11 protein-coding genes and 5 pseudogenes are annotated in these 17,726 nt (G+C 72.7%); 9 read left to right on the plus strand and 7 right to left on the minus strand.

Annotated elements, in window-relative coordinates; all coding sequences use genetic code 11:
- The first annotated feature begins 7 nt into the window (after positions 1-7).
- The 3 genes and pseudogenes from QUE51_RS17165 (at position 8) to QUE51_RS17175 (ending at position 3,463) form a co-directional block, all read left to right on the plus strand.
- Positions 8-400: a maltokinase N-terminal cap-like domain-containing protein gene (locus QUE51_RS17165; RefSeq protein ID WP_286277539.1), complete on the plus strand. Its 393-nt coding sequence runs from the start codon at positions 8-10 to the stop codon at positions 398-400.
- Positions 283-1,344 carry a phosphotransferase gene (locus tag QUE51_RS17170; protein WP_286277540.1) on the plus strand — a complete coding sequence of 354 codons (1,062 nt, stop codon included), beginning with the start codon at positions 283-285 and terminating at the stop codon, positions 1,342-1,344. The genes QUE51_RS17165 and QUE51_RS17170 overlap by 118 nt, the downstream gene beginning before the upstream one ends.
- Positions 1,341-3,463 (plus strand): annotated as a pseudogene (locus tag QUE51_RS17175) (S9 family peptidase). Before QUE51_RS17170 ends, QUE51_RS17175 begins: the two are co-directional and overlap by 4 nt.
- A gap of 83 nt (positions 3,464-3,546) precedes the next feature.
- Here QUE51_RS17175 and QUE51_RS17180 read toward each other — a convergent pair.
- From QUE51_RS17180 to QUE51_RS18315, 3 genes and pseudogenes are all read right to left on the minus strand, one after another.
- Positions 3,547-5,675 (minus strand): annotated as a pseudogene (locus QUE51_RS17180) (DEAD/DEAH box helicase).
- Positions 5,676-5,868: 193 nt separating this feature from the next.
- The gene (locus QUE51_RS17185) at positions 5,869-6,936 is read right to left on the minus strand and encodes an FAD-dependent oxidoreductase (protein WP_350226686.1); all 1,068 of its coding nucleotides are present in this window, start codon (positions 6,934-6,936) and stop codon (positions 5,869-5,871) included.
- 95 nt (positions 6,937-7,031) lie between these two features.
- Positions 7,032-7,412, minus strand: a pseudogene (locus tag QUE51_RS18315) (FAD-dependent oxidoreductase); the annotation flags it as partial.
- 214 nt (positions 7,413-7,626) lie between these two features.
- On the opposite strand from QUE51_RS18315, the pseudogene QUE51_RS17190 reads away from it, so the two are divergent.
- A pseudogene (locus QUE51_RS17190) lies at positions 7,627-8,485 on the plus strand (pseudouridine-5'-phosphate glycosidase).
- Positions 8,482-9,366 (plus strand): carbohydrate kinase family protein, encoded by an 885-nt coding sequence (locus QUE51_RS17195; RefSeq protein ID WP_286279455.1) that lies wholly within the window; start codon positions 8,482-8,484, stop codon positions 9,364-9,366. Before QUE51_RS17190 ends, QUE51_RS17195 begins: the two are co-directional and overlap by 4 nt.
- Here the strand turns inward: QUE51_RS17195 and QUE51_RS17200 are convergent.
- Positions 9,363-11,231 carry a DUF2207 domain-containing protein gene (locus QUE51_RS17200; protein WP_286277541.1) on the minus strand — a complete coding sequence of 623 codons (1,869 nt, stop codon included), beginning with the start codon at positions 11,229-11,231 and terminating at the stop codon, positions 9,363-9,365. The genes QUE51_RS17195 and QUE51_RS17200 overlap by 4 nt on opposite strands.
- A gap of 41 nt (positions 11,232-11,272) precedes the next feature.
- On the opposite strand from QUE51_RS17200, the gene QUE51_RS17205 reads away from it, so the two are divergent.
- From QUE51_RS17205 to QUE51_RS17215, 3 genes and pseudogenes are all read left to right on the plus strand, one after another.
- On the plus strand, positions 11,273-12,646 hold the full coding sequence (locus QUE51_RS17205; RefSeq protein WP_286277542.1) for a M20/M25/M40 family metallo-hydrolase: 1,374 nt from the start codon (positions 11,273-11,275) through the stop codon (positions 12,644-12,646).
- Positions 12,647-12,690: 44 nt separating this feature from the next.
- Positions 12,691-13,422: pseudogene (gene mmuM, locus QUE51_RS17210) on the plus strand (homocysteine S-methyltransferase); the annotation flags it as partial.
- A gap of 120 nt (positions 13,423-13,542) precedes the next feature.
- Positions 13,543-14,067: an O-acetyl-ADP-ribose deacetylase gene (locus QUE51_RS17215; RefSeq protein ID WP_286279456.1), complete on the plus strand. Its 525-nt coding sequence runs from the start codon at positions 13,543-13,545 to the stop codon at positions 14,065-14,067.
- A 60-nt stretch (positions 14,068-14,127) separates the two neighbouring features.
- Here QUE51_RS17215 and QUE51_RS17220 read toward each other — a convergent pair whose 3' ends face one another.
- The 3 genes from QUE51_RS17220 to QUE51_RS17230 all read right to left on the minus strand — a co-directional run bounded on the left by QUE51_RS17220 (position 14,128) and on the right by QUE51_RS17230 (position 16,506).
- On the minus strand, positions 14,128-14,661 hold the full coding sequence (locus QUE51_RS17220; RefSeq protein ID WP_286277543.1) for a GDSL-type esterase/lipase family protein: 534 nt from the start codon (positions 14,659-14,661) through the stop codon (positions 14,128-14,130).
- Positions 14,662-14,706: 45 nt separating this feature from the next.
- A complete protein-coding gene (locus QUE51_RS17225; RefSeq protein WP_286277544.1) occupies positions 14,707-15,636 on the minus strand; it encodes an alpha/beta hydrolase in 930 nt (309 codons plus the stop codon).
- A gap of 384 nt (positions 15,637-16,020) precedes the next feature.
- On the minus strand, positions 16,021-16,506 hold the full coding sequence (locus QUE51_RS17230) for a nucleotidyltransferase domain-containing protein (protein WP_286277545.1): 486 nt from the start codon (positions 16,504-16,506) through the stop codon (positions 16,021-16,023).
- Between the two features lie 265 nt (positions 16,507-16,771).
- Between QUE51_RS17230 and deoC the strand changes: the two genes are divergently transcribed.
- Positions 16,772-17,716, plus strand: a complete 945-nt coding sequence (gene deoC, locus QUE51_RS17235) for a deoxyribose-phosphate aldolase (protein WP_286279457.1) — start codon at positions 16,772-16,774, stop codon at positions 17,714-17,716.
- Positions 17,717-17,726 lie beyond the last annotated feature (10 nt).

Below are 17,726 nucleotides of genomic sequence, written 5' to 3' on the forward strand. Positions count from 1 at the left end.
CCGCCCGATGGCGCAGGACACTCCCCTGGACCCTGAGCTCACCGAGTGGATCGCGCGCCAGCGCTGGTTCAGCGGCAAGGGCGGCACCCCCGACCTGCATGAGATCGGCCGCTGGTCGGTCGGCACCGGGGAGGCGGGCGTCGAGGCGGACGTCCTCCTCGTCGAGGATCGGACCGGAGGAACCCTGTACCAGGTGCCGGTCGTCACCCGGACGGCGCCGGTCGCGGACCGGTCCCCCTCGACGGCGGGCACCGCTACGACGGACCGCACGACCCCGCCTTCGTGCGCGGGCTGTTCGAGCTGGTCACCGCGGGCGGCGAGACGGGAGGCCACGGCGCACGCGCGACCGGCGAGCCGGCCGTGTCCGGCGTCGGCGGCTATCGATCCTCCCGCGTGCTGAGCGGCGAGCAGTCCAACACGTCGATCATCGTGGACACCGACGGCGGCGACGGCGCCGCGACGGTCATCGTGAAGGTGTTCCGGGCGCTGCACCCCGGAGACAACCCCGACGTCGTGCTGCAGACCGCGATCGCGGGCGCCGGCTCCGACCGAGTGCCCCGCTCGATCGGCGCCGTGCGCGGGACGTGGAACGACGGCGCGACCGGGCATCTCGCCTTCGCGCAGGAGTTCCTGCCCGGCACCCAGGACGCGTGGCGCGTGGCCACCGCGGCCGTCGACGCCGGCGAGGACTTCACCGAGCGCGCCCGGCTGCTCGGCGAGGCCACGGCGGAGGTGCACGAGGTGCTCGCCCGGTCGCTCGAGACCGCGGCGCCGGACGACGAGCGTCGCGCCGCGCTGCTCACGAGCATGCGATCGCGGCTGGCCGCCGCCACCGAGGTCGTGGACGGGCTCGCGGACCGGGCCGACGCAATCGACGCCGTGTTCACGGCGGCCGCCGAGGAGTCGTGGCCGCGCCTGCAGCGCGTACACGGCGACTACCACCTCGGCCAGGTCCTCCTCGTGCCCGACCGCGGCTGGGTCCTGCTCGACTTCGAGGGAGAGCCGCTGCGGCCGATGGACGAGCGTTCGCAGCCCGACCTCGCCCTCCGGGACGTCGCGGGCATGCTCCGCTCCTTCGACTACGCGGCCGGAGCCTCCCGCGCCGGGAACCCGGGAGTCGAGCACGCGGCCGCGACCGAGGAGTGGGCGCGCGCGGCCCGCGCCGCCTTCCTCGAGGGCTACGAGACCCGCATCGGGCATCCGCTCGCCGAGCAAGGGCGGCTCCTGGCCGCGCTCGAGCTCGACAAGGCCCTCTACGAGGCGGTCTACGAGGCCCGCAACCGACCGGACTGGCTGCCGATCCCGGCCGCGGCGATCGACCGGCTGGTCGGCGGCGCCGCATGAGCACCCCGCCGGTCGCGAAGCGCGTCCCCACCACGCGGGAGCACCACGGCGACGTCGTCACCGACCCGTACGAGTGGCTGCGCGCGAAGGAGGACCCCGAGGTCCTCGCCCATCTCGAAGCCGAGAACGCCTACACCGAGGATCAGCTGAGCTCGCTCGAGCCGCTGCGCACGCGCATCTTCGACGAGATCTCCTCGCGCATCCAGCAGACCGACCTGTCCGTGCCGCTGCGCGAGGGTGCGTGGTGGTACTACACGCGGAGCGTCGAGGGGAAGCAGTACGGCATCTCCTGCCGGGCGCCCATCGCGGACGCGGAGGACTGGGATCCCCCGGTGCTCGAGCCGGGCACCCCCGTGGAGGGCGAGCAGGTGCTGCTCGACTCGAACGTCGAGGCGGAGGGGCACGACTTCTTCTCCCTCGGCACCTTCGATGTGTCCGCCGACGGCCGCCTGCTCGCCTACGCCACCGATGTGGTCGGCGACGAGCGCTACACGCTACGCATCCGGGACCTCGAGACGGGCGTCGACCGTCCGGACGAGGTCCGCGGCACGGCGCCGGGCGCGGTCCTGTCGCCCGACGGAGCCCACGTCTTCTACACGACGGTCGACGAGTCCTGGCGGCCGGACACCGTCTGGCGCCACAGCATCGGCGGCGACTCCGAGGATGTCGTGGTGTTCCGGGAGCCGGACGAGCGGTTCTGGGTCGGGATCGGGATCAGCCGTTCGCGCCGCTACCTGACGCTCGAGCTCGACTCGAAGATCACGAGCGAGGTGTGGCTGCTGCCCGCCGACGACCCGACCGGGGAGTTCCGCGTCGTGTGGCCGCGGCGGGAGGGCGTCGAGTACTCCGTCTCGCACGCGGTGCTCGGCGGCGACGACCGCCTCCTCATCCTGCACAACGACGGCGCGACCAACTTCGAGCTGGTCTCGGTGGCGGCCGCCGATCCGCAAGGGCCGCGCGAGGTCGTCCTGCCCGCCGACCCGGAGACCCGCCTCGAGGGCGTCAGCTCGTTCGCCGGCCACGTCGCCGTCGCGTTCCGCCGCCGAGGACTCGCCCGCGTCGGCCTCCTGGCGCTGCCCGGCCTCACCGCACCTGACTCCGAGAACCCCGGTCCGCTGCGCGAGCTCCCCTTCGACGAGCCCCTGTTCACCGCTCATCTCGCGGGCAACCCGGAGTGGGACCAGCCGACCCTCCGGCTCGGCTACGGGTCGTTCGTGACACCCGCCACGGTGTTCGACTACGACGTCGAGTCGGGGGCGCTGCGGCTGCGGAAGCGCCAGCCGGTGCTCGGCGGATACGACCCGACCGACTACGAGCAGCGCCGGGTCTGGGCGCCCGCCGCCGACGGCGCGCTCGTCCCCGTCTCCCTCGTCGCACGGCGCGAGGTGTTCGACCGGCCGCCGACCGCCGGGCCGCCGCCCGTCCTCCTCTACGGCTATGGCTCGTACGAGGCGAGCATGGACCCGTCGTTCTCCCCTCGCGGCTGTCCCTTCTCGACCGCGGCGTGCTCTACGCCGTCGCGCACGTGCGCGGCGGCGGCGAGCTCGGCCGGGAGTGGTACGAGCAGGGCCGGCTGCTGACCAAGCGGAACACCTTCACCGACTTCGTCGCCGCGGCGGATCACCTGATCGCGGAGGGCTATGCGACTCCGGAGCGGCTCGTCGCCGAGGGCGGCAGCGCGGGCGGGCTGCTGATGGGCGCGGTCGCGAATCTCGCGCCGGACCGGTTCGCGGGCATCCTCGCGAGCGTGCCGTTCGTGGATCCGCTCACGTCGATCCTCGACCCCAGCCTGCCGCTGACGGTCATCGAGTGGGACGAGTGGGGAAACCCGCTCGCCGATCCCGAGGTCTACGCGTACATGAAGTCGTACTCGCCCTACGAGAACGTCGCGGAGCATCCGTACCCGCGCATCCTCGCGATGACGAGCCTCAACGACACCCGCGTGCTGTACGTGGAGCCGGCGAAGTGGGTGGCGCGCCTGCGTGAGGTCGGCGCTCCGGTGCTGCTCAAGACGGAGATGAGCGCGGGGCACGGCGGCGTCAGCGGCCGCTACTCGGCGTGGCGCGAGCGCGCGTTCGAGCTCGCGTGGATCCTCGACGTCCTCGGGTACGACTCGTAGCGGAACCGCGGGTGTAACTGCCGTTCCGCGGGTGTAGCGACACCCGCGGTGTGGCGGTTACACCCGCGGTTCGGGTGAGGGCGTCAGCGGGAGCGGGTGCCGTCGATCGCGTCGTCGAGGATCGCCATGAGCGCCAGCAGCTGCACGGAGGACTCGGCCGAGGCATCGGAGTCCTCGCCGTCGAGGGCGCGCGCGGCGAGGCCGGCCTTGCTGTCGATCAGCTCCGCGATCTTCGAGTCGATCGTGTGCGCCGCGATGATCCGCCAGGCCGTCACCGGCATCTCCTGGCCGATGCGGTGCACCCGGTCGATGGCCTGCTGCTGCTCGGCGGCAGTCCAGGACAGCTCGGCGAGCACCACGTCGGATGCGGCCTGCAGGTTGAGGCCGACGCCCGCCGCCGTGAGCGAGCAGACCGCGGCCTGCACCTCCGGGTCGTTCTGGAAGGCGTCGATCTCCTTCTGCCGGGCGGCGGCGCTCTGGTCGCCACGGATGGAGACGCTGCGGATGTCCCGCTTGGCGAGGACCTCCTCGGCCTTGTCCATCACGTCGATGTGCTTGGCGAAAAACACGACCTTGCCGACCGACCGGGCCAGCTGCGCGGCGTAGTCCGCGGCGAGGACCGCCTTCGCCTGACCGATCTTGCGGACCATGGTGAAGACGTTCTCGCCGGTCTTCGCGGCCTTCGACTCGTCGAGCTCGGCCTGGGCGACGAGCCGGACGACCTCGGCACGCTCGGTGCTCGACACCGACTTGGGGTCGGTGTTGCGATTGCCGAGGACCGCCCGGTAGCGGGTCAGCAGGCGCTGGCCGAGCTCGCGCTCCGCCTGGCGGATGGACCGGCCGAGATCGTCGTCCAGCTCGACGGGCAGGTCGACCACGCGCTTGGCGGGCAGGTCCTTCGCCACGTCGACCTTGCGGCGGCGGACGATGCCCATGTCGACGACCGCCTGGCGCGCCGCCGGGAAGAAGCCGAAGTCGGCAGGCGTGAGGCCGGCCTCCTCGAGGTGGCCGAGCAGCGCGGGGCGCGGGCCCTTCTCGTCGATCCAGCCGAGGAACTGCCAGATCGCGCGGAAGTCCTCGACCGTGTTGATGAGCGGAGTTCCCGTGAGGGCGATCATCAGCGGGTCGCGGTTGCGCTCGCGCAGGCTCTTGGCGAGCGCAAGAACGTGCCGCGACCGCTGCGAGCTGAGGTTCTTGATGAAGTGCGCCTCGTCGACGACCATGCCCTTGAAGCCGAGGGTCTTCAGCCAGCCGAGGTGCCGGTCGAGCACCTCGTAGTTGATGACGACCACGTCGGCGAACGCGTCGAGGTCCTCGCCGTCGCCGTGGATGACGGTGGCGCGGCGGCCCGGCGTCCACTGCTCGACCTCGCGGGCCCAGTTCATCTTCACGACGTTGGGAACGACGGCGAGCAGCGGATAGGCGTTCGCGACGGACGCCGCGATGAGGCTCTGGGCCGTCTTGCCGAGGCCCGGCTCGTCGGCGAGCAGGAAGGTGCGGTGGCCGCGCTGCACGGACTCGAGGAACCGCGACTGGTGCGGCATGAGCTCGAGGCCGGAGGGGGCGAAGCGGTCGCGCTCGGCGATCTCCGGCAGCTCCATGCTGGCCGCGCCCGCACCGGAGCCGTATTCGAAGCTCTTGAAGAGGGGCCCGATGAGCTCCCAGTTCGCGAGACGTCGCGCGGGGACCGGCGGAACGTAGGCGGCCGCGTCGAAGTCGGGCGCGAGGAACGGGTTGGCGAGCTGGCGGGCGCGCACCGAGTCGGGCAGCACCTGGCGCTCGGCCACCTCCGCCTGCTCGGCCGAGACCGGAGCGGGCGCGTCCTCCTCGACCTCGATGCCGGCATCCTCGAGCATCCGCCTGCGGATGGACCGGGCGGCGTCCGTCATCGCGCGGTCGCTCTCGAGCAGCGCGATGAGCGACGTGTCGCGGGCGGCCGTCTTTGCGAGGATGGTGGCGACGCCGTCGAGGCGCTTGAGGACCTCGGCGCGCTCGGGCTCGCTGACCTCCGGATCGGCCTTGGCCCGCTGCCGCTCCTCGCGCACGAGCAGCGCGATCACCTGGAACTTGGTCCGGTTCGCGGGGCTGAGCGGTCCGCGCTGTGCGGCCCCTCGACCTCGCGCACGGCGCGCGCCAGTACGGGAATGAGTCCCTCGTTGTCGGTCCTGCCCCCGCGTGCGCGGGTGGCCTGGGCCTGGCTCGATCGAGCCATCGTCCTCCTCGAATCGGATTCCGCGAGCCGAACGGATCGGCCCCGGTCGACCAGCCGTCCGCGGAGCCGCGAGCGATGATCGAGGTATCCCACACGCGAACCGAGCAACCCGGACCGGGGTCGGTTCGTGCAGATGGCGGGATTCCGTTTCCTATTCTAGCGCGCCGGAGGGGCGCGTGGACGCGGCGCGCGGTCAGAGCGCTGCGAGGTCCTCCGTGGTGGGCCCTTCGATCCGGGTGCCGTCCGCCTGATAGCGGGAGGCGTGCAGGGGGCAGTCCCAGGAGAGCTCCTGATCGTTCCACCGGACGATGCCACGAAGGTGCGGGCACACCGCACTGACCTCGCGCGTCACACCGCCGACGGTGCACACGGCGACGGGGCGCCCGCCGATCCGGCGCACCTCGCCCTGCCCCTCGGGCGGCGGCGGCGCGCCCTCGCCGCTCTCGGTGAGCCCGTGCGCCCACCCGGTGACGAGATCCGCACCGACCTCGGCGTTGACGAGGGCGCCCGCGGCCATGCTCTGCGGCCGCGTGATGCGGGTGCCGAGTGTCGTCGCCCACGGGATGTTGCCGCCCAGCAGGTCGCCGGCCAGCCGGAGCCCCGCCGCGACCGCGTTCGTCATCCCCCACTTGTCGAAGCCGGTGGCCAGGAAGACGCGGCCGAGCGAGCGCGGCAGCCAGCCGACGAACGGGATGGTGTTGGCCGAGTGGTAGTCCTGCGCCGACCACACGTGGGTCCGCTCCGCGCCCGGGTAGTACGCCTGGGTCCACGACTCGAGGTCCTCGACGAGGTCGTGCGGGTGCGGGTGGTGGCCCACCCGGTGCCCGTTGCCGCCGACGATGAGCAGGTCGCCCTCCCCCGCCGCGTCGGCCGGGATGGCGGGCGTGGTGCGCAGCGTCCGCTTGGGGGCGTCGACCGACAGGAACATGCCGAAGTCGGACGCGACGGAGCCGTCCGGCACGCGGAAGGACAGGGCGTACGACCGGGACGCCGACACCTTCGCGAAGTAGAGGCCGCGGTCGAGGATCGGGATGCCGGTGGCGAGGACGACGCGGCGGGCCAGCACATCGCCTGCGCTCGTGTGCACGACGCTCGGCTGCCCGGGCCTCCGGGCGACGGCGCGGACGCCGGTCACGCGCACGCCCTCCGCGATCGTGCCGCCGCGTCCCCGGAAGTCCGCGGCCAGCGCGCGGAGCACATCCAGCGGATCGAACTGGGCCTGGTCGTCGAGGCGGACCGCGCCATAGGTCGGGAAGGGCACGTCGAGGTCCTGCACCTTCTCGACGGGGAGGTCGAGGCGGAACGCCGCGAGCAGCTCGTCGTCGACCGTGCGGACCCCTCGGGCGTGCCCGCGTAGGTGTAGGCGGCTCGGCGCTGGTAGGGCACCGAGTGGTCATCGAGGTAGCGGAGCAGCCACTCGAATCCCTCCCGGTTGCCCTCGACGTAGGCGCGGGCGTTCTTCAGGGCCGTGTGCCGCAGCATCTCGGAGTACTTGGTGCCCTGCAGGAGGCTGAGCTTCGCCGTCGTGTTGCCGGAGGTGAGGCTGCCGACCGTCTTCGACTCGAGGATGGCGACGTGCTGGCCCGCGCGGGCGAGGAGCAGCCCGGTGACGAGGCCGGTCAGGCCCGCCCCGACGACGACGGTGTCGTACTCGGCACCCGGTTCGAAGTCGGATGCGGGGAACGTGTCGCCGTCCTCGCGGGTGCGGTCCAGCCGGTCGAGCCACAGCGACGTCATGCCCTCACGCTAGCCCGCGCCCGGCGGGCTTCCGAGGAACGTGCAGGCTCCCGTCAGCCAGCGCCGCCGGAAGTGCACGTTCCGGCCCGAAGTGGCCGCCGGAGCGTGCACTCGGGGCCGGAACGTGCACTCCTCCTCGGGTGGATAGGGTGAGCGCGTGCCCACCCTCCTCCCCTCGGCCGAGGTCGCCGACGCCCTGGCGGCCGGCCGACCCGTGGTCGCCCTCGAGTCGACGATCATCTCCCACGGGCTCCCCCGCCCCCGCAATCTGGAGGCCGCCCAGGAGTTCGAGGACATCCTCCGCTCCCGCGGCGTGACCCCCGCGACCATCGCCGTGCTGGACGGCGTCCCCCGGGTCGGCCTCGACGCGGAGGGCGTGCGCCGCATCGCCGAGGAGGACCTCGTCAAGGCGAGCGTGCGCGACCTGCCGATCCTCGCGGCCCGCGGCGCCAGCGGGGCGACCACCGTCGCGGCCACCGCGCATCTCGCCGCCCGAGCCGGCGTGCGCGTGTTCGCCACGGGGGCCTGGGCGGCGTGCACCGGGGTGCGGCGGAGACCTTCGACGAGTCGGCGGATCTCGGCACCCTGGCGGCCTCGCCCGTCGCCGTCGTCTCGGCCGGCGTGAAGTCGGTGCTCGACGTGCCGGCCACGCTCGAGCGGCTCGAGACGCTCAGCGTGCCCGTCGTCGGCTACCGCACCGACGTGTTCCCCGCTTCTGGCTCGCCGGCTCCGAGTTCCGCCTGGACTGGCGGGTGGACAGCCCCGAGGAGGTCGCGGCGATCCTGCGCGCGCAGGATGCGGCCGACGGCGCGGGAGCGGCCCGGCCCGGCCTGGTCGTGGCGAACCCGATTCCGCTCGATCAGCAGTGGGACCCCGAGGAGCACGACCGGGTCCTCGAGCAGGCGTTCGCCGCCGCCGCGGAGGCGGGGGTGCGGGGGAAGGCGGTGACCCCGTTCCTCCTCGGCTTCATCGTGCAGGCCTCCGGCGGGGTGTCGCTCGAGGTCAACCTGGACCTGGCACGGAACAACGTGCGCCTCGCCGCCGAGATCGCCACCGCCTACGCGGCCGCCTGAGACGTGCGGGTACTCCTCCTGGGCGACGTCATCGACGACGTCCTCGTGACCCCGTCCGGCCCGGTGCGCCGAGACACGGACACCGCCGCCCGCATCGAGCGGCGCGCGGGGGCTCCGCCGCCAACGTCGCAGCCTGGCTGGGCGTCCTCGGCCAGGCGGTGGACTTCGTGGGGACGGTACACCGGACCGACGTGGCGCGGCACACCGAGGAGCTCGCCTCATTCGGCGTGACGCCGCACCTCGCCGGGAGCGACGAGCCGACCGGATCGATCGTCCTGCTCGTCGAGGGCGAGTCCCGCACGATGTTCACGGCGCGCGGCGCCAACGCCCTGACGGGGCCCGACCGGGCGGAGGGGCTGCTCCGCGGCGCCGGGCATCTCCACCTGACCGGCTACTCGCTCTTCGACGACCCGAGCGCGTGGTCGCCGCTCCTGGCGAGCGCCGCGCAGCTCGGCCTGACCGTCTCGATCGACCCGTCGTCCTCCGCGTTCCTCGCCGACTCGGGCATCGACGCCTTCCTGACTGCGACGGCAGGCGCCGACGTGATCTTCCCGAACCTCGACGAGGGGCGGCTGCTCAGCGGCAGGACGGATCCTGCCGAGGTCGCGGAGGCGCTGGGCGAGCTCTACCCGATCGTCGCCGTCACGCTCGGCCCAGACGGCGCGGAGCTCCGGACCCGGCACGGCTTCTCCGGACGGGTGCCCGCCGCACTGCCGCAGGGCGGCCTCGTGGACCCCACGGGGGCAGGAGATGCATTCGCGGCGGGCTTCCTCGCCGCCTGGCTCGGTGGCGCGGAGCCCCACGCGGCCGGCATCGCGGGCGCCGCGGTCGCCGCGCGGGCGGTGGCCGCCGTGGGCGCACGCCCTGCGCCTCCTTCCTAGACGCCGCCTCCGCCGCCGCCCCCACCACCGCCGCCCGAGAAGCCGCCGCCGCTGGAGCCTCCGCTCGAGCTGGACGTCGAGCTGCCGGAGAACGAGGACGCGGCGCTCGTGCTGAGGCCCGAGATCCCGGAGGAGAAGGCGGCTGCGTTGAAGGCGCTCGAGCCCACGTACCAATCGGGCTGGGCGTCCTGCTGCTCGTAGAAGGTGCCGAGGACCCGCGCCCAGTCCTCCTCCACCTTGAAGAGCACCGCGTGCGGCAGGAGCTGCTCGTACAGCTGGACCACGTTGTCGGCACCCCGGAGAGCACCGTCGGGACTCTGCAGCATCCGCAGCCGGTCAGCCTCCGCCAGCCGAAGGTAGTCGCGGACGCCGAGCAGGTAGTCGCGGACCTCCGCGCCCGCGGAGGTCAGCGGGCGCTTCGACGGCAGCAGGAAGGTGAGGATGCCGAACGGCGCAAGCAGGAGGCCGAGGACCGGTACGAAACCGCCCAGCGCGGAGGCGAGGAGCACGATGGAGAAGACGACGGTCGCGACCATGCCGACGCAGCCGATGGCCCCGATCGCGCTGCGGGGCTCGATCGGCGGGCGCCGCTGCAACCCGGCGTCGATGGCGTCGGCAGGCAGCGCCCGCACGACCTTCTGCATCGCATTGCCGAGCTTGGTGTCTTTCGGGTCCAGCGTCCGGCGCTCCCCCGGTGTCCCCTTGCCGAACAGGGCACGCAGCACCTTGCGCTCCTGCGTGCTCACCCCGCGCGGTCCGCTGCCGAGCCGGGGGCGGCCCTCGTAGCTCACGAACTCCACCGCGTAGAGCGGCTTCCGGCCCTGTCCAGGCTCCTCGACCAGCCGGACCACCCCGCGCACGGCGAGGCCGACCAGTGTCGCCGCGACGGCCCGTCCCCTCTTGCCCACCAGGACGGAGGAGACGAGGAGATCGGGCTTCTGCAGCGGCAGGTATTGAGGCACGACGACTGGATAGCCCGGCGCGTCTCGGAGGCGCAGGACCCGGAACAGGATCGCTGCGACGATCGCGCCGAGCAGCACGACGACCGACATCATGAACAGCAGCGCGAGTCCCGGCGAGGCGAACAAACTGTCGTCGCGGGGAACGAAGGTGCCCGCCTCGAACCCGACCGCAATGGTGACGTTCTCCCCCGGCCCGAGGTCCCGCTCGGCGGCGGTGAGGACGGTCTCATCGCCGCTCGACGCGGTCTCGACCGGGCACTGCGTGCTGTCGCCCTGACCGCCGCGGTAGCAGGTCGAGCTGCCGGTCAAGGCGGACGCGAGGTCGTTCGGCAGGTGCAGCCGCGCCGTGACGGTTCCGAATGGCTGCGCCCATCCGGTGCCGTTCACGTCCCAGTAGAACTCGTCGGCGCCGCCTTCCCCGTTCTCGAGGGTGACGTTCCGCTGCTCGTACGTGATCACGTAGGTGCGGCTCCCGTGGACGAAGTCGTCGGAGGCGATGGTCAGCACGAGGAACTCGTCCTCGGAGTCCGTCTCGTAGTCGAGGGGCGTGCCGTTCTCGTCGGTCACGCTCGCCACGGTCAGGTCCGTCGGCGCACCCTGGTACTGGTCGACGAGCGCCCGGCGGATGCCGTGGTTCTGGTCGGTCTGCGGGAAGTCGGCGACCAGGATCTCGACCGTCTTGAGGGTCGACCGGCCGTCCGCGTCGCGGTCGAGCGTGTAGTCCGCGGTGAAGGAGGAGAAGGAGAAGTCGTCGACGTCGGAATGCGCGACGGCAGGGGCGGCCGGTGCCCCGGCTGCCGCAGCCGGTGCGACGAATGGCGTTGCGGTGGCGGGTCCGGCCACGCCCAGGACCGGGAGCACGGCGATTGCAGCGGCCACGATCATCGCGAGGGCGGTACGCATGGTCCGACTTTAGGGGCGGCGCGCTGTCGTAGGGTTCTGCCATGTCGTCGCTCGGGCCCGCCCCCGCTGCCGTGGCCGCCGACACCGATCGTGTCGAGCGCTTCCGGCGTCTCCTCCGTGTGCCGACCGTGTCGCGGCTCGATGCCGACCGCATCGACTGGCCGGTCTTCGACGAATTCCTCGCCCTTCTTCCGGAGCTCTATCCCGCGGTGCACCGCGCTCTCTCGGTGGAGGTCGTGGCGGACCACTCGCTGCTCTACCGCTGGCCGGGCAGGTCGCCCGGTCGCCCGACCGTGCTCATGGCGCACTACGACGTCGTGCCCGCCGACGGTGAGGGCTGGCGCTCGCCGCCCTTCGCCGCCGAGCTCGAGGGGGCCGGAGCCCTGCGCGACGCTGTGATCGTCGGCCGCGGCACCCTCGACGACAAAGGGGCCCTCGCGGCGATCCTGGAGGCGGTCGAGGAGTTGGTCACCGACGGTTTCAAGCCGGAACACGACGTGTACCTCAGCTTCGGGCACGACGAGGAGGTCGCGGGGATCGGCGCGTCCTCGATCGTGGAGGTGCTGCGCTCCCGTGGCGTCCGGCCCGACCTGGTGCTCGATGAGGGCGGCGCGATCGTCGAGCCGGGCCTGGTGCGCGGGGTCGACCGGTCGCTCGCCGTCGTGGGCGTCACCGAGAAGGGCATCACGAGCGTGGGCCTCACCGTCGAGCAGGCGGGCGGGCACGCGTCCACGCCGCCGAAGCTGACCGCGACGGCGCGGCTCGCCCGCGCCATCACGCGCGTGACGCGGTCGCCCTTCCCCGCCCGGATGAGCCCGGCCGTCGTCGCCTTCGTGAAGACCATCGCGCCCCACGCTCGCGGCGCGCAGCGGTTCCTCTTCGGCAACCTCAGGCTCACCCGGCCCCTCGTCACGCGGCTGTTCGCGGCCATGGGCGACGAGCCCCGCGCGATGGTGCGGACCACCGCCGCCGTCACCGAGCTGCGCGGCAGCGACGGTGCCAACGTGCTCGCCGAGCGGGCCACGGCGATCGTCAACGTCCGGGTCGCCGTCGGATCCTCCGTCGCAGACGCGGTCGCCCACCTGCGGAAGGCGATCGCCGACCCGCTCGTGCGGATCGACGTCCTGCATCCGTCCGAGCCCTCGCCCGTGTCGCCGAGCAGCGGCCCGCAGTGGGCGGCGATCGCGGATGCTGTCGCGGTCATCGCGCCCGAGGCGGTCGTCACCCCGTACACGATGCTCGGCGCGAGCGACAGCCGGCACTTCACGGCGATCAGCGACGCCGTCTACCGGTTCACGCCGTTCCGGATCTTCGCGGCAGGCCGAGCCACGCTGCACGCCCGCAACGAGAGCATCCCGGTGGCCGTCTGGCTGGATGGGATCACCTTCTACGCGGCGCTCCTCCGGGGACGGTGACCGTGGCCGACCTCTTCGCCGATGCGATCGCCGACGGACCCGTCGTGCTCGACGGGGGCCTCGGCACCCTGCTCGAGTCCCACGGCCACGACCTTTCGAGCGGCGTGTGGTCGGCGCGGCTCCTCCGGGATCGTCCCGAGGCCATCGCCGACGCCCACCGCGAGTTCTTCGACGCGGGTGCCCGTGTCGCGATCGCCGCCTCCTACCAGGCCTCCTTCGAGGGCTTCGCCGCAGAGGGCGTGGACCGGGCCGAGGCGGAGACGCTGATGCGGCGGGCCGTGCAGCTGGCCGCCGACGCGCGCGGGACGGACGGCAACCGCTGGGTCGCCGCCTCCGTCGGCCCGTACGGCGCGATGCTCGCAGACGGCTCGGAGTACCGCGGCAACTACGGCCTCACGGTGGACGAGCTGCGCGCGTGGCACCGCCCGCGCCTCGAGGTCCTCGCCGACTCGGGAGCGGACCTGCTGGCCGCCGAGACGCTGCCCTCGCTCGCGGAGGTGGAGGCGGTCACGGCGGAGGTCGACCGTGCCGGGGTGCCGGCGTGGGTCTCCGTCACCGTGTCGATGGGGACGCTGCGGAGCGGGGAGTCGCTCGCCGAGGCCTTCTCGATCGCGGCCTCGTCGCCCGCGGTCGTCGCCGTCGGGGTCAACTGCAGCCATCCGGGAGAGGTGCTCGGCGCGATCCGCACCGCCCGGTCCGTCACCGGCAAGGGCGTGGTCGTCTACCCCAACAGCGGCGAGGAGTGGGACGCCAAGAACCGCACCTGGATCGGGGCACCGGGGTTCCCGGACGGCCTCGTCCGGGACTGGCGCCGCGCGGGGGCGGCGCTCATCGGGGATGCTGCCGCGTTCGCCCGGACCAGATCAGGCGCATCCGCGCCGTCGTGGAGGAATCGAGTGACGACGCTGGAAGCGGTGCTCGGAGACATCACCCGCGAGCACGTGGACGCCATCGTGAACGCGGCGAACAGCTCGCTGCTCGGCGGCGGCGGGGTCGACGGCGCCATCCACCGGGCCGGTGGGCCGGCCATCCTGGCCGAGTGCCGGCGGCTGCGCGAGACGACGCTCCCTCAGGGTCTGCCGGCCGGCGACGCGGTCGCCACGACCGCGGGGCGTCTCGACGCGCGCTGGGTGATCCACACGGTCGGGCCCGTCCACAGCCGACGCGAGGACCGGTCGGCGACTCTCGCCTCCTGCTACCGGAGGTCTCTGGCGGTCGCGCGCGAGCTCGGAGCTCAGAGCGTCGCGTTCCCCGCCGTCTCCGCCGGGGTGTACGGCTGGCCCATGGACGACGCCGCCCGGATCGCCGTCGAGACGGTGCGCGAGGAGCTGGCGGAGCGCGACGGACCGCCGACGCTCGTCCGCTTCGTGCTGTTCGGGGAGCCGGCTCTACGGGAGTTCCAGGCGGCGCTCGGCCGCTGACCGGAGACCTTCGGGCCTCGGGTGCCTTGTTGCCTCGCGGCTGTCAGAACGGGGTCGATGTCAGCGCTCGGCGGACCGCAGCTGGCCGCGGAGCGCCTCCGCCCACGCCGCGTAGCCCTCCTCGTTGAGGTGCAGGCGGTCGCCGCTGAACTCGGCCTTGATCTCGCCGTCCTCCTCGGCGAAGACCGGCCACAGGTCGACCCACTCGGCCTTCACTGTGGGCGCGAACTGGCGCACGTGGATGTTGATCTCCTTGACCCGATCCGCGAGCTCGCGATCGCGCGGAAGGACGGACTGGACCAGGATGCGGGCGTCCGGGAGCTCACTGTGCAGGCGCCAGAGGATCGACTCCATGTTCCGGACGATGGACTCGACGGAGCGGCGCCAGGCGAGGTCGTTGGTGCCGACCATGACGACGATCGTGGACGGTGCCTTCTCGATGACGTCGTGGAGTCGCTCGAGCACCTGCTCGGTGGTGTCGCCGCTGACACCCAGGTTGACGACGTCCAGCTCGGGGAACCGCTCGGCCCAGTTGCCCTTCTCGGTGAGGCTGTCCCCCAGGAAGACGGTGGTCGTGCTGTCGGTTTCGGCCATGCTCCGAGGCTACGGTGCGACGCTGGAAGTCGCCAATGCTCCCGCTCAGAGGTGCTGGGCGAAGAACGCCAGGATGCGCTCGCTCATGGCGGAGTCGAGCATCAGCACCGAGTGGGCGGCGCCGGGACGCAGCTCGAGCTGCACGGGAACGCCGGCGGCCGTGAGCGCATCGGCGAAGGCCACCGTGGACTGCTCCGGAAGCTCCTCGTCCACCGAGTGCGCGAGGTAGAACGGCGGGTCTGTCGGATCGACGTTGGCGAGCGGCGAGGCGGCCTCGCTCGCGGGACAGTCGTCGGGGTCGGTGCAGTCGAGGTACGCGAGTCCGAGCCGGTAGTCGGCCGCCTCGAGGTCCGGGGTCAGCCCCGCCGGGGTGAGATCCATGATCCCGGACAGCTCGACCACCGCCTTGAACCGGCTGCCCTGATCGAGCGGGCCCTCCCCCGCGGTCCCCGCCTCGGCGACGAGGATGGCACCCGCAGACCCGCCGAAGGCGCCGATCCGGGCCGGGTCGATGCCGAACCGCGTCGCCTGGTCGGGAGCGCGCAGCCACTCGACCGCTGCCTGCAAGTCCTCCAGCGCGTCCGGGAACGGATGCTCGGGGAGGAGCCGGTAGTCGATGGAGAAGGCGGCGTACCCGGCCTGCGCGAGCAGCGCGGCGAGCGGTGCGGCGTCCAGTCCTGCCTTGTCGCCGCTCGTGAACGAACCGCCGTGCACGACCACGATCGCGGGCGTCGGGGTCGCGACCGGCCGCGCGGGGAGGTAGGCGTCGAGGGCGAGGTTCTCGCCGTCCACCGTCTCGTACACGAGGTCGCTCTGCACGGCCACCTTGCCCGCGGTCGACGATGCGGCCGGAGAGGGCGCTGTCGGTGCTGGCGTCGACCGGTTCGCCGACGCGGGACCCTCGGCGCATGCAGCCAGGGCGAGCACGGCCGCCAGAACGACCGCGCCGCGTGCCGCCATCCGCCCCCAGGTCACCGCTGAACCGTACGCGCCCGCAGCTTCCCGCTCGCTGGGAGCGCGTCCGTCCGCGCGAGAGCAAGGTTCCGCCGAACTGATACTTGACCGCGCCGCGCGACGGGTCGCGCCCGCGCGTCTCCGCTGCTGATTTCGAGACGATCGCTGCGCGATCTCCTCAATCAGCGGGTGGGAGGGGCAGCGCTGGAGATCACTCACCAGCACCCCGCCGAACCGATGATTGAGGAGCCGCCCGCAGGGTGGCGTCTCGAAACAGGCCCTTGCTCCAACGCCGGCGGCACCCAAAGCGGCGCGCCCGCGCGTCCCCGCTGCTGATTTCGAGACGATCGCTGCGCGATCTCCTCAATCAGCGGGTTGCGCGACGGCCGCTGAGCCCACTCGTCCTCACTCGGCCGGAGGGGTGAGGAGGGCGCGCAGAAGGGGGACGTCGTGGTGGTCGACCGGGCGCGGCTCGTAGCCCTCGCGGAAGCGGAGCTGCTGCGCCGCCGACAGGCACGGCACCCGGACGCCTTCGATGACCCCCTCAGCGAAGCCGTCCGCCGCGTAGGAGAACTCGGTGCCGCCATGCCCGCGCTGCACGCCGCTGCCATCGGCGGCGAACGCGACCGGATGCAGATCCACGCGGCGGCCATCCCCCGCAGCGACCACCGCGCGGGCCGGCAGCTCGTCCACCTCGAGCAGGAGACCCGCACCGGCGAGCGCCGCGAGGACGTCCGGCAGCTGCGCCGCATCGACGGCGAGGTCCAGGTCGCCGTGGTCGCGCGTCTGCCGCCCGACGAGCGCGTCGACGGCCCAGCCGCCCGCCACCCAGGCCCCCAGCCCGCGAACGGCGAGCACCTCGAGCACCGCCACCGCCTCGTCGCCCGACACCCGCTCACTGTAGGACGGGTGGACGTCAGCCTCGGCCCTCCATCCCCTCTGCCGTAGTCTGGATCGGGTGCCTCGCGGCTCCGCGCGGCACCCGAGAATCGGGAGAACACCAGTGACCATCGACACCGGAGCCGGGTCTCGGACAGCGCACCCGGCGAGCTCCGCCGAGGCCGCCCGCGCCCCGCACACGACAGCGCAGTCGGCCAGCTCGGCGGGCGCCGCCCGCGCCCTCGACCTCCTCGACGGACCCGTCACCGACACCACGCTGCGGCGCTACCTCGAAGGCATCCCCGGCGTGGACGCCGTGGGCCTCGAGCAGCGGGCAGCGAGCCTCGGGACGCGCTCCATCAAGACGTCCTCCAAGAAGCTCGCCCTCGACCGGGTGATCGAGCTCATCGACCTCACGACCCTCGAGGGGTCCGACACCCCCGGCAAGGTCCGCTCGCTCGTCGCCAAGGCCATCACGCCGGATCCCTCCGACCCGAGCTGCCCGCAGGTCGCCGCGGTCTGCGTCTACGGCGACCTGGTGCCGGTCGCGATCGAGGCGCTCGGCGCCCATCACGCCCCGCGCGCCAAGGCCCACGGGGTGACCGGCATCTCGGTCGCCGCCGTCGCGACCGCCTTCCCGAGCGGGCGCGCCTCGCTCGCCGTGAAGCTCGCCGACGTGGCGGATGCCGTCGCGGCCGGCGCAGACGAGATCGACATGGTCATCGACCGCGGCGCGTTCCTCGCGGGGCGGTACGGCGAGGTCTTCGAGCAGATCGTGGCCGTCAAGGAGGCCTGCCGCCGCAAGGACGGCGACGACGCCCACCTCAAGGTCATCCTCGAGGTCGGCGAGCTCGTCACGTACGACAACGTGCGCCGCGCCTCCTGGCTCGCGGTGCTCGCGGGCGCCGACTTCATCAAGACCTCGACGGGCAAGGTCACGAGCAACGCCACCCTCCCGGTCACCCTGCTGATGCTCGAGGTCGTGCGCGACTGGCACCGGATGACGGGCGAGAAGGTCGGCGTGAAGCCGGCGGGAGGCATCCGCACCTCGAAGGACGCGATCAAGTACCTCGTGACGGTCGCGGAGACCGCCGGTGAGGAGTGGCTGCAGCCGCACCTGTTCCGGTTCGGCGCGTCCAGCCTCCTCAACGACGTTCTGCTGCAGCGCCAGAAGATCCGCACGGGGCACTACTCCGGCGCCGACTACGTCACCATCGACTGAGCAAGGGACA

The organism is Naasia aerilata (assembly GCF_030296595.1).
GTDB lineage: Bacteria > Actinomycetota > Actinomycetes > Actinomycetales > Microbacteriaceae > Naasia > Naasia aerilata.

Coding starts and splice junctions, on each gene's coding strand:
- QUE51_RS17200 (WP_286277541.1), bottom strand. CDS start 11,231: ATGCGTACCGCCCTCGCGATGATCGTGGCCGCTGCAATCGCCGTGCTC.
- QUE51_RS17205 (WP_286277542.1), top strand. CDS start 11,273: ATGTCGTCGCTCGGGCCCGCCCCCGCTGCCGTGGCCGCCGACACCGAT.
- QUE51_RS17165 (WP_286277539.1), top strand. CDS start 8: ATGGCGCAGGACACTCCCCTGGACCCTGAGCTCACCGAGTGGATCGCG.
- QUE51_RS17220 (WP_286277543.1), bottom strand. CDS start 14,661: ATGGCCGAAACCGACAGCACGACCACCGTCTTCCTGGGGGACAGCCTC.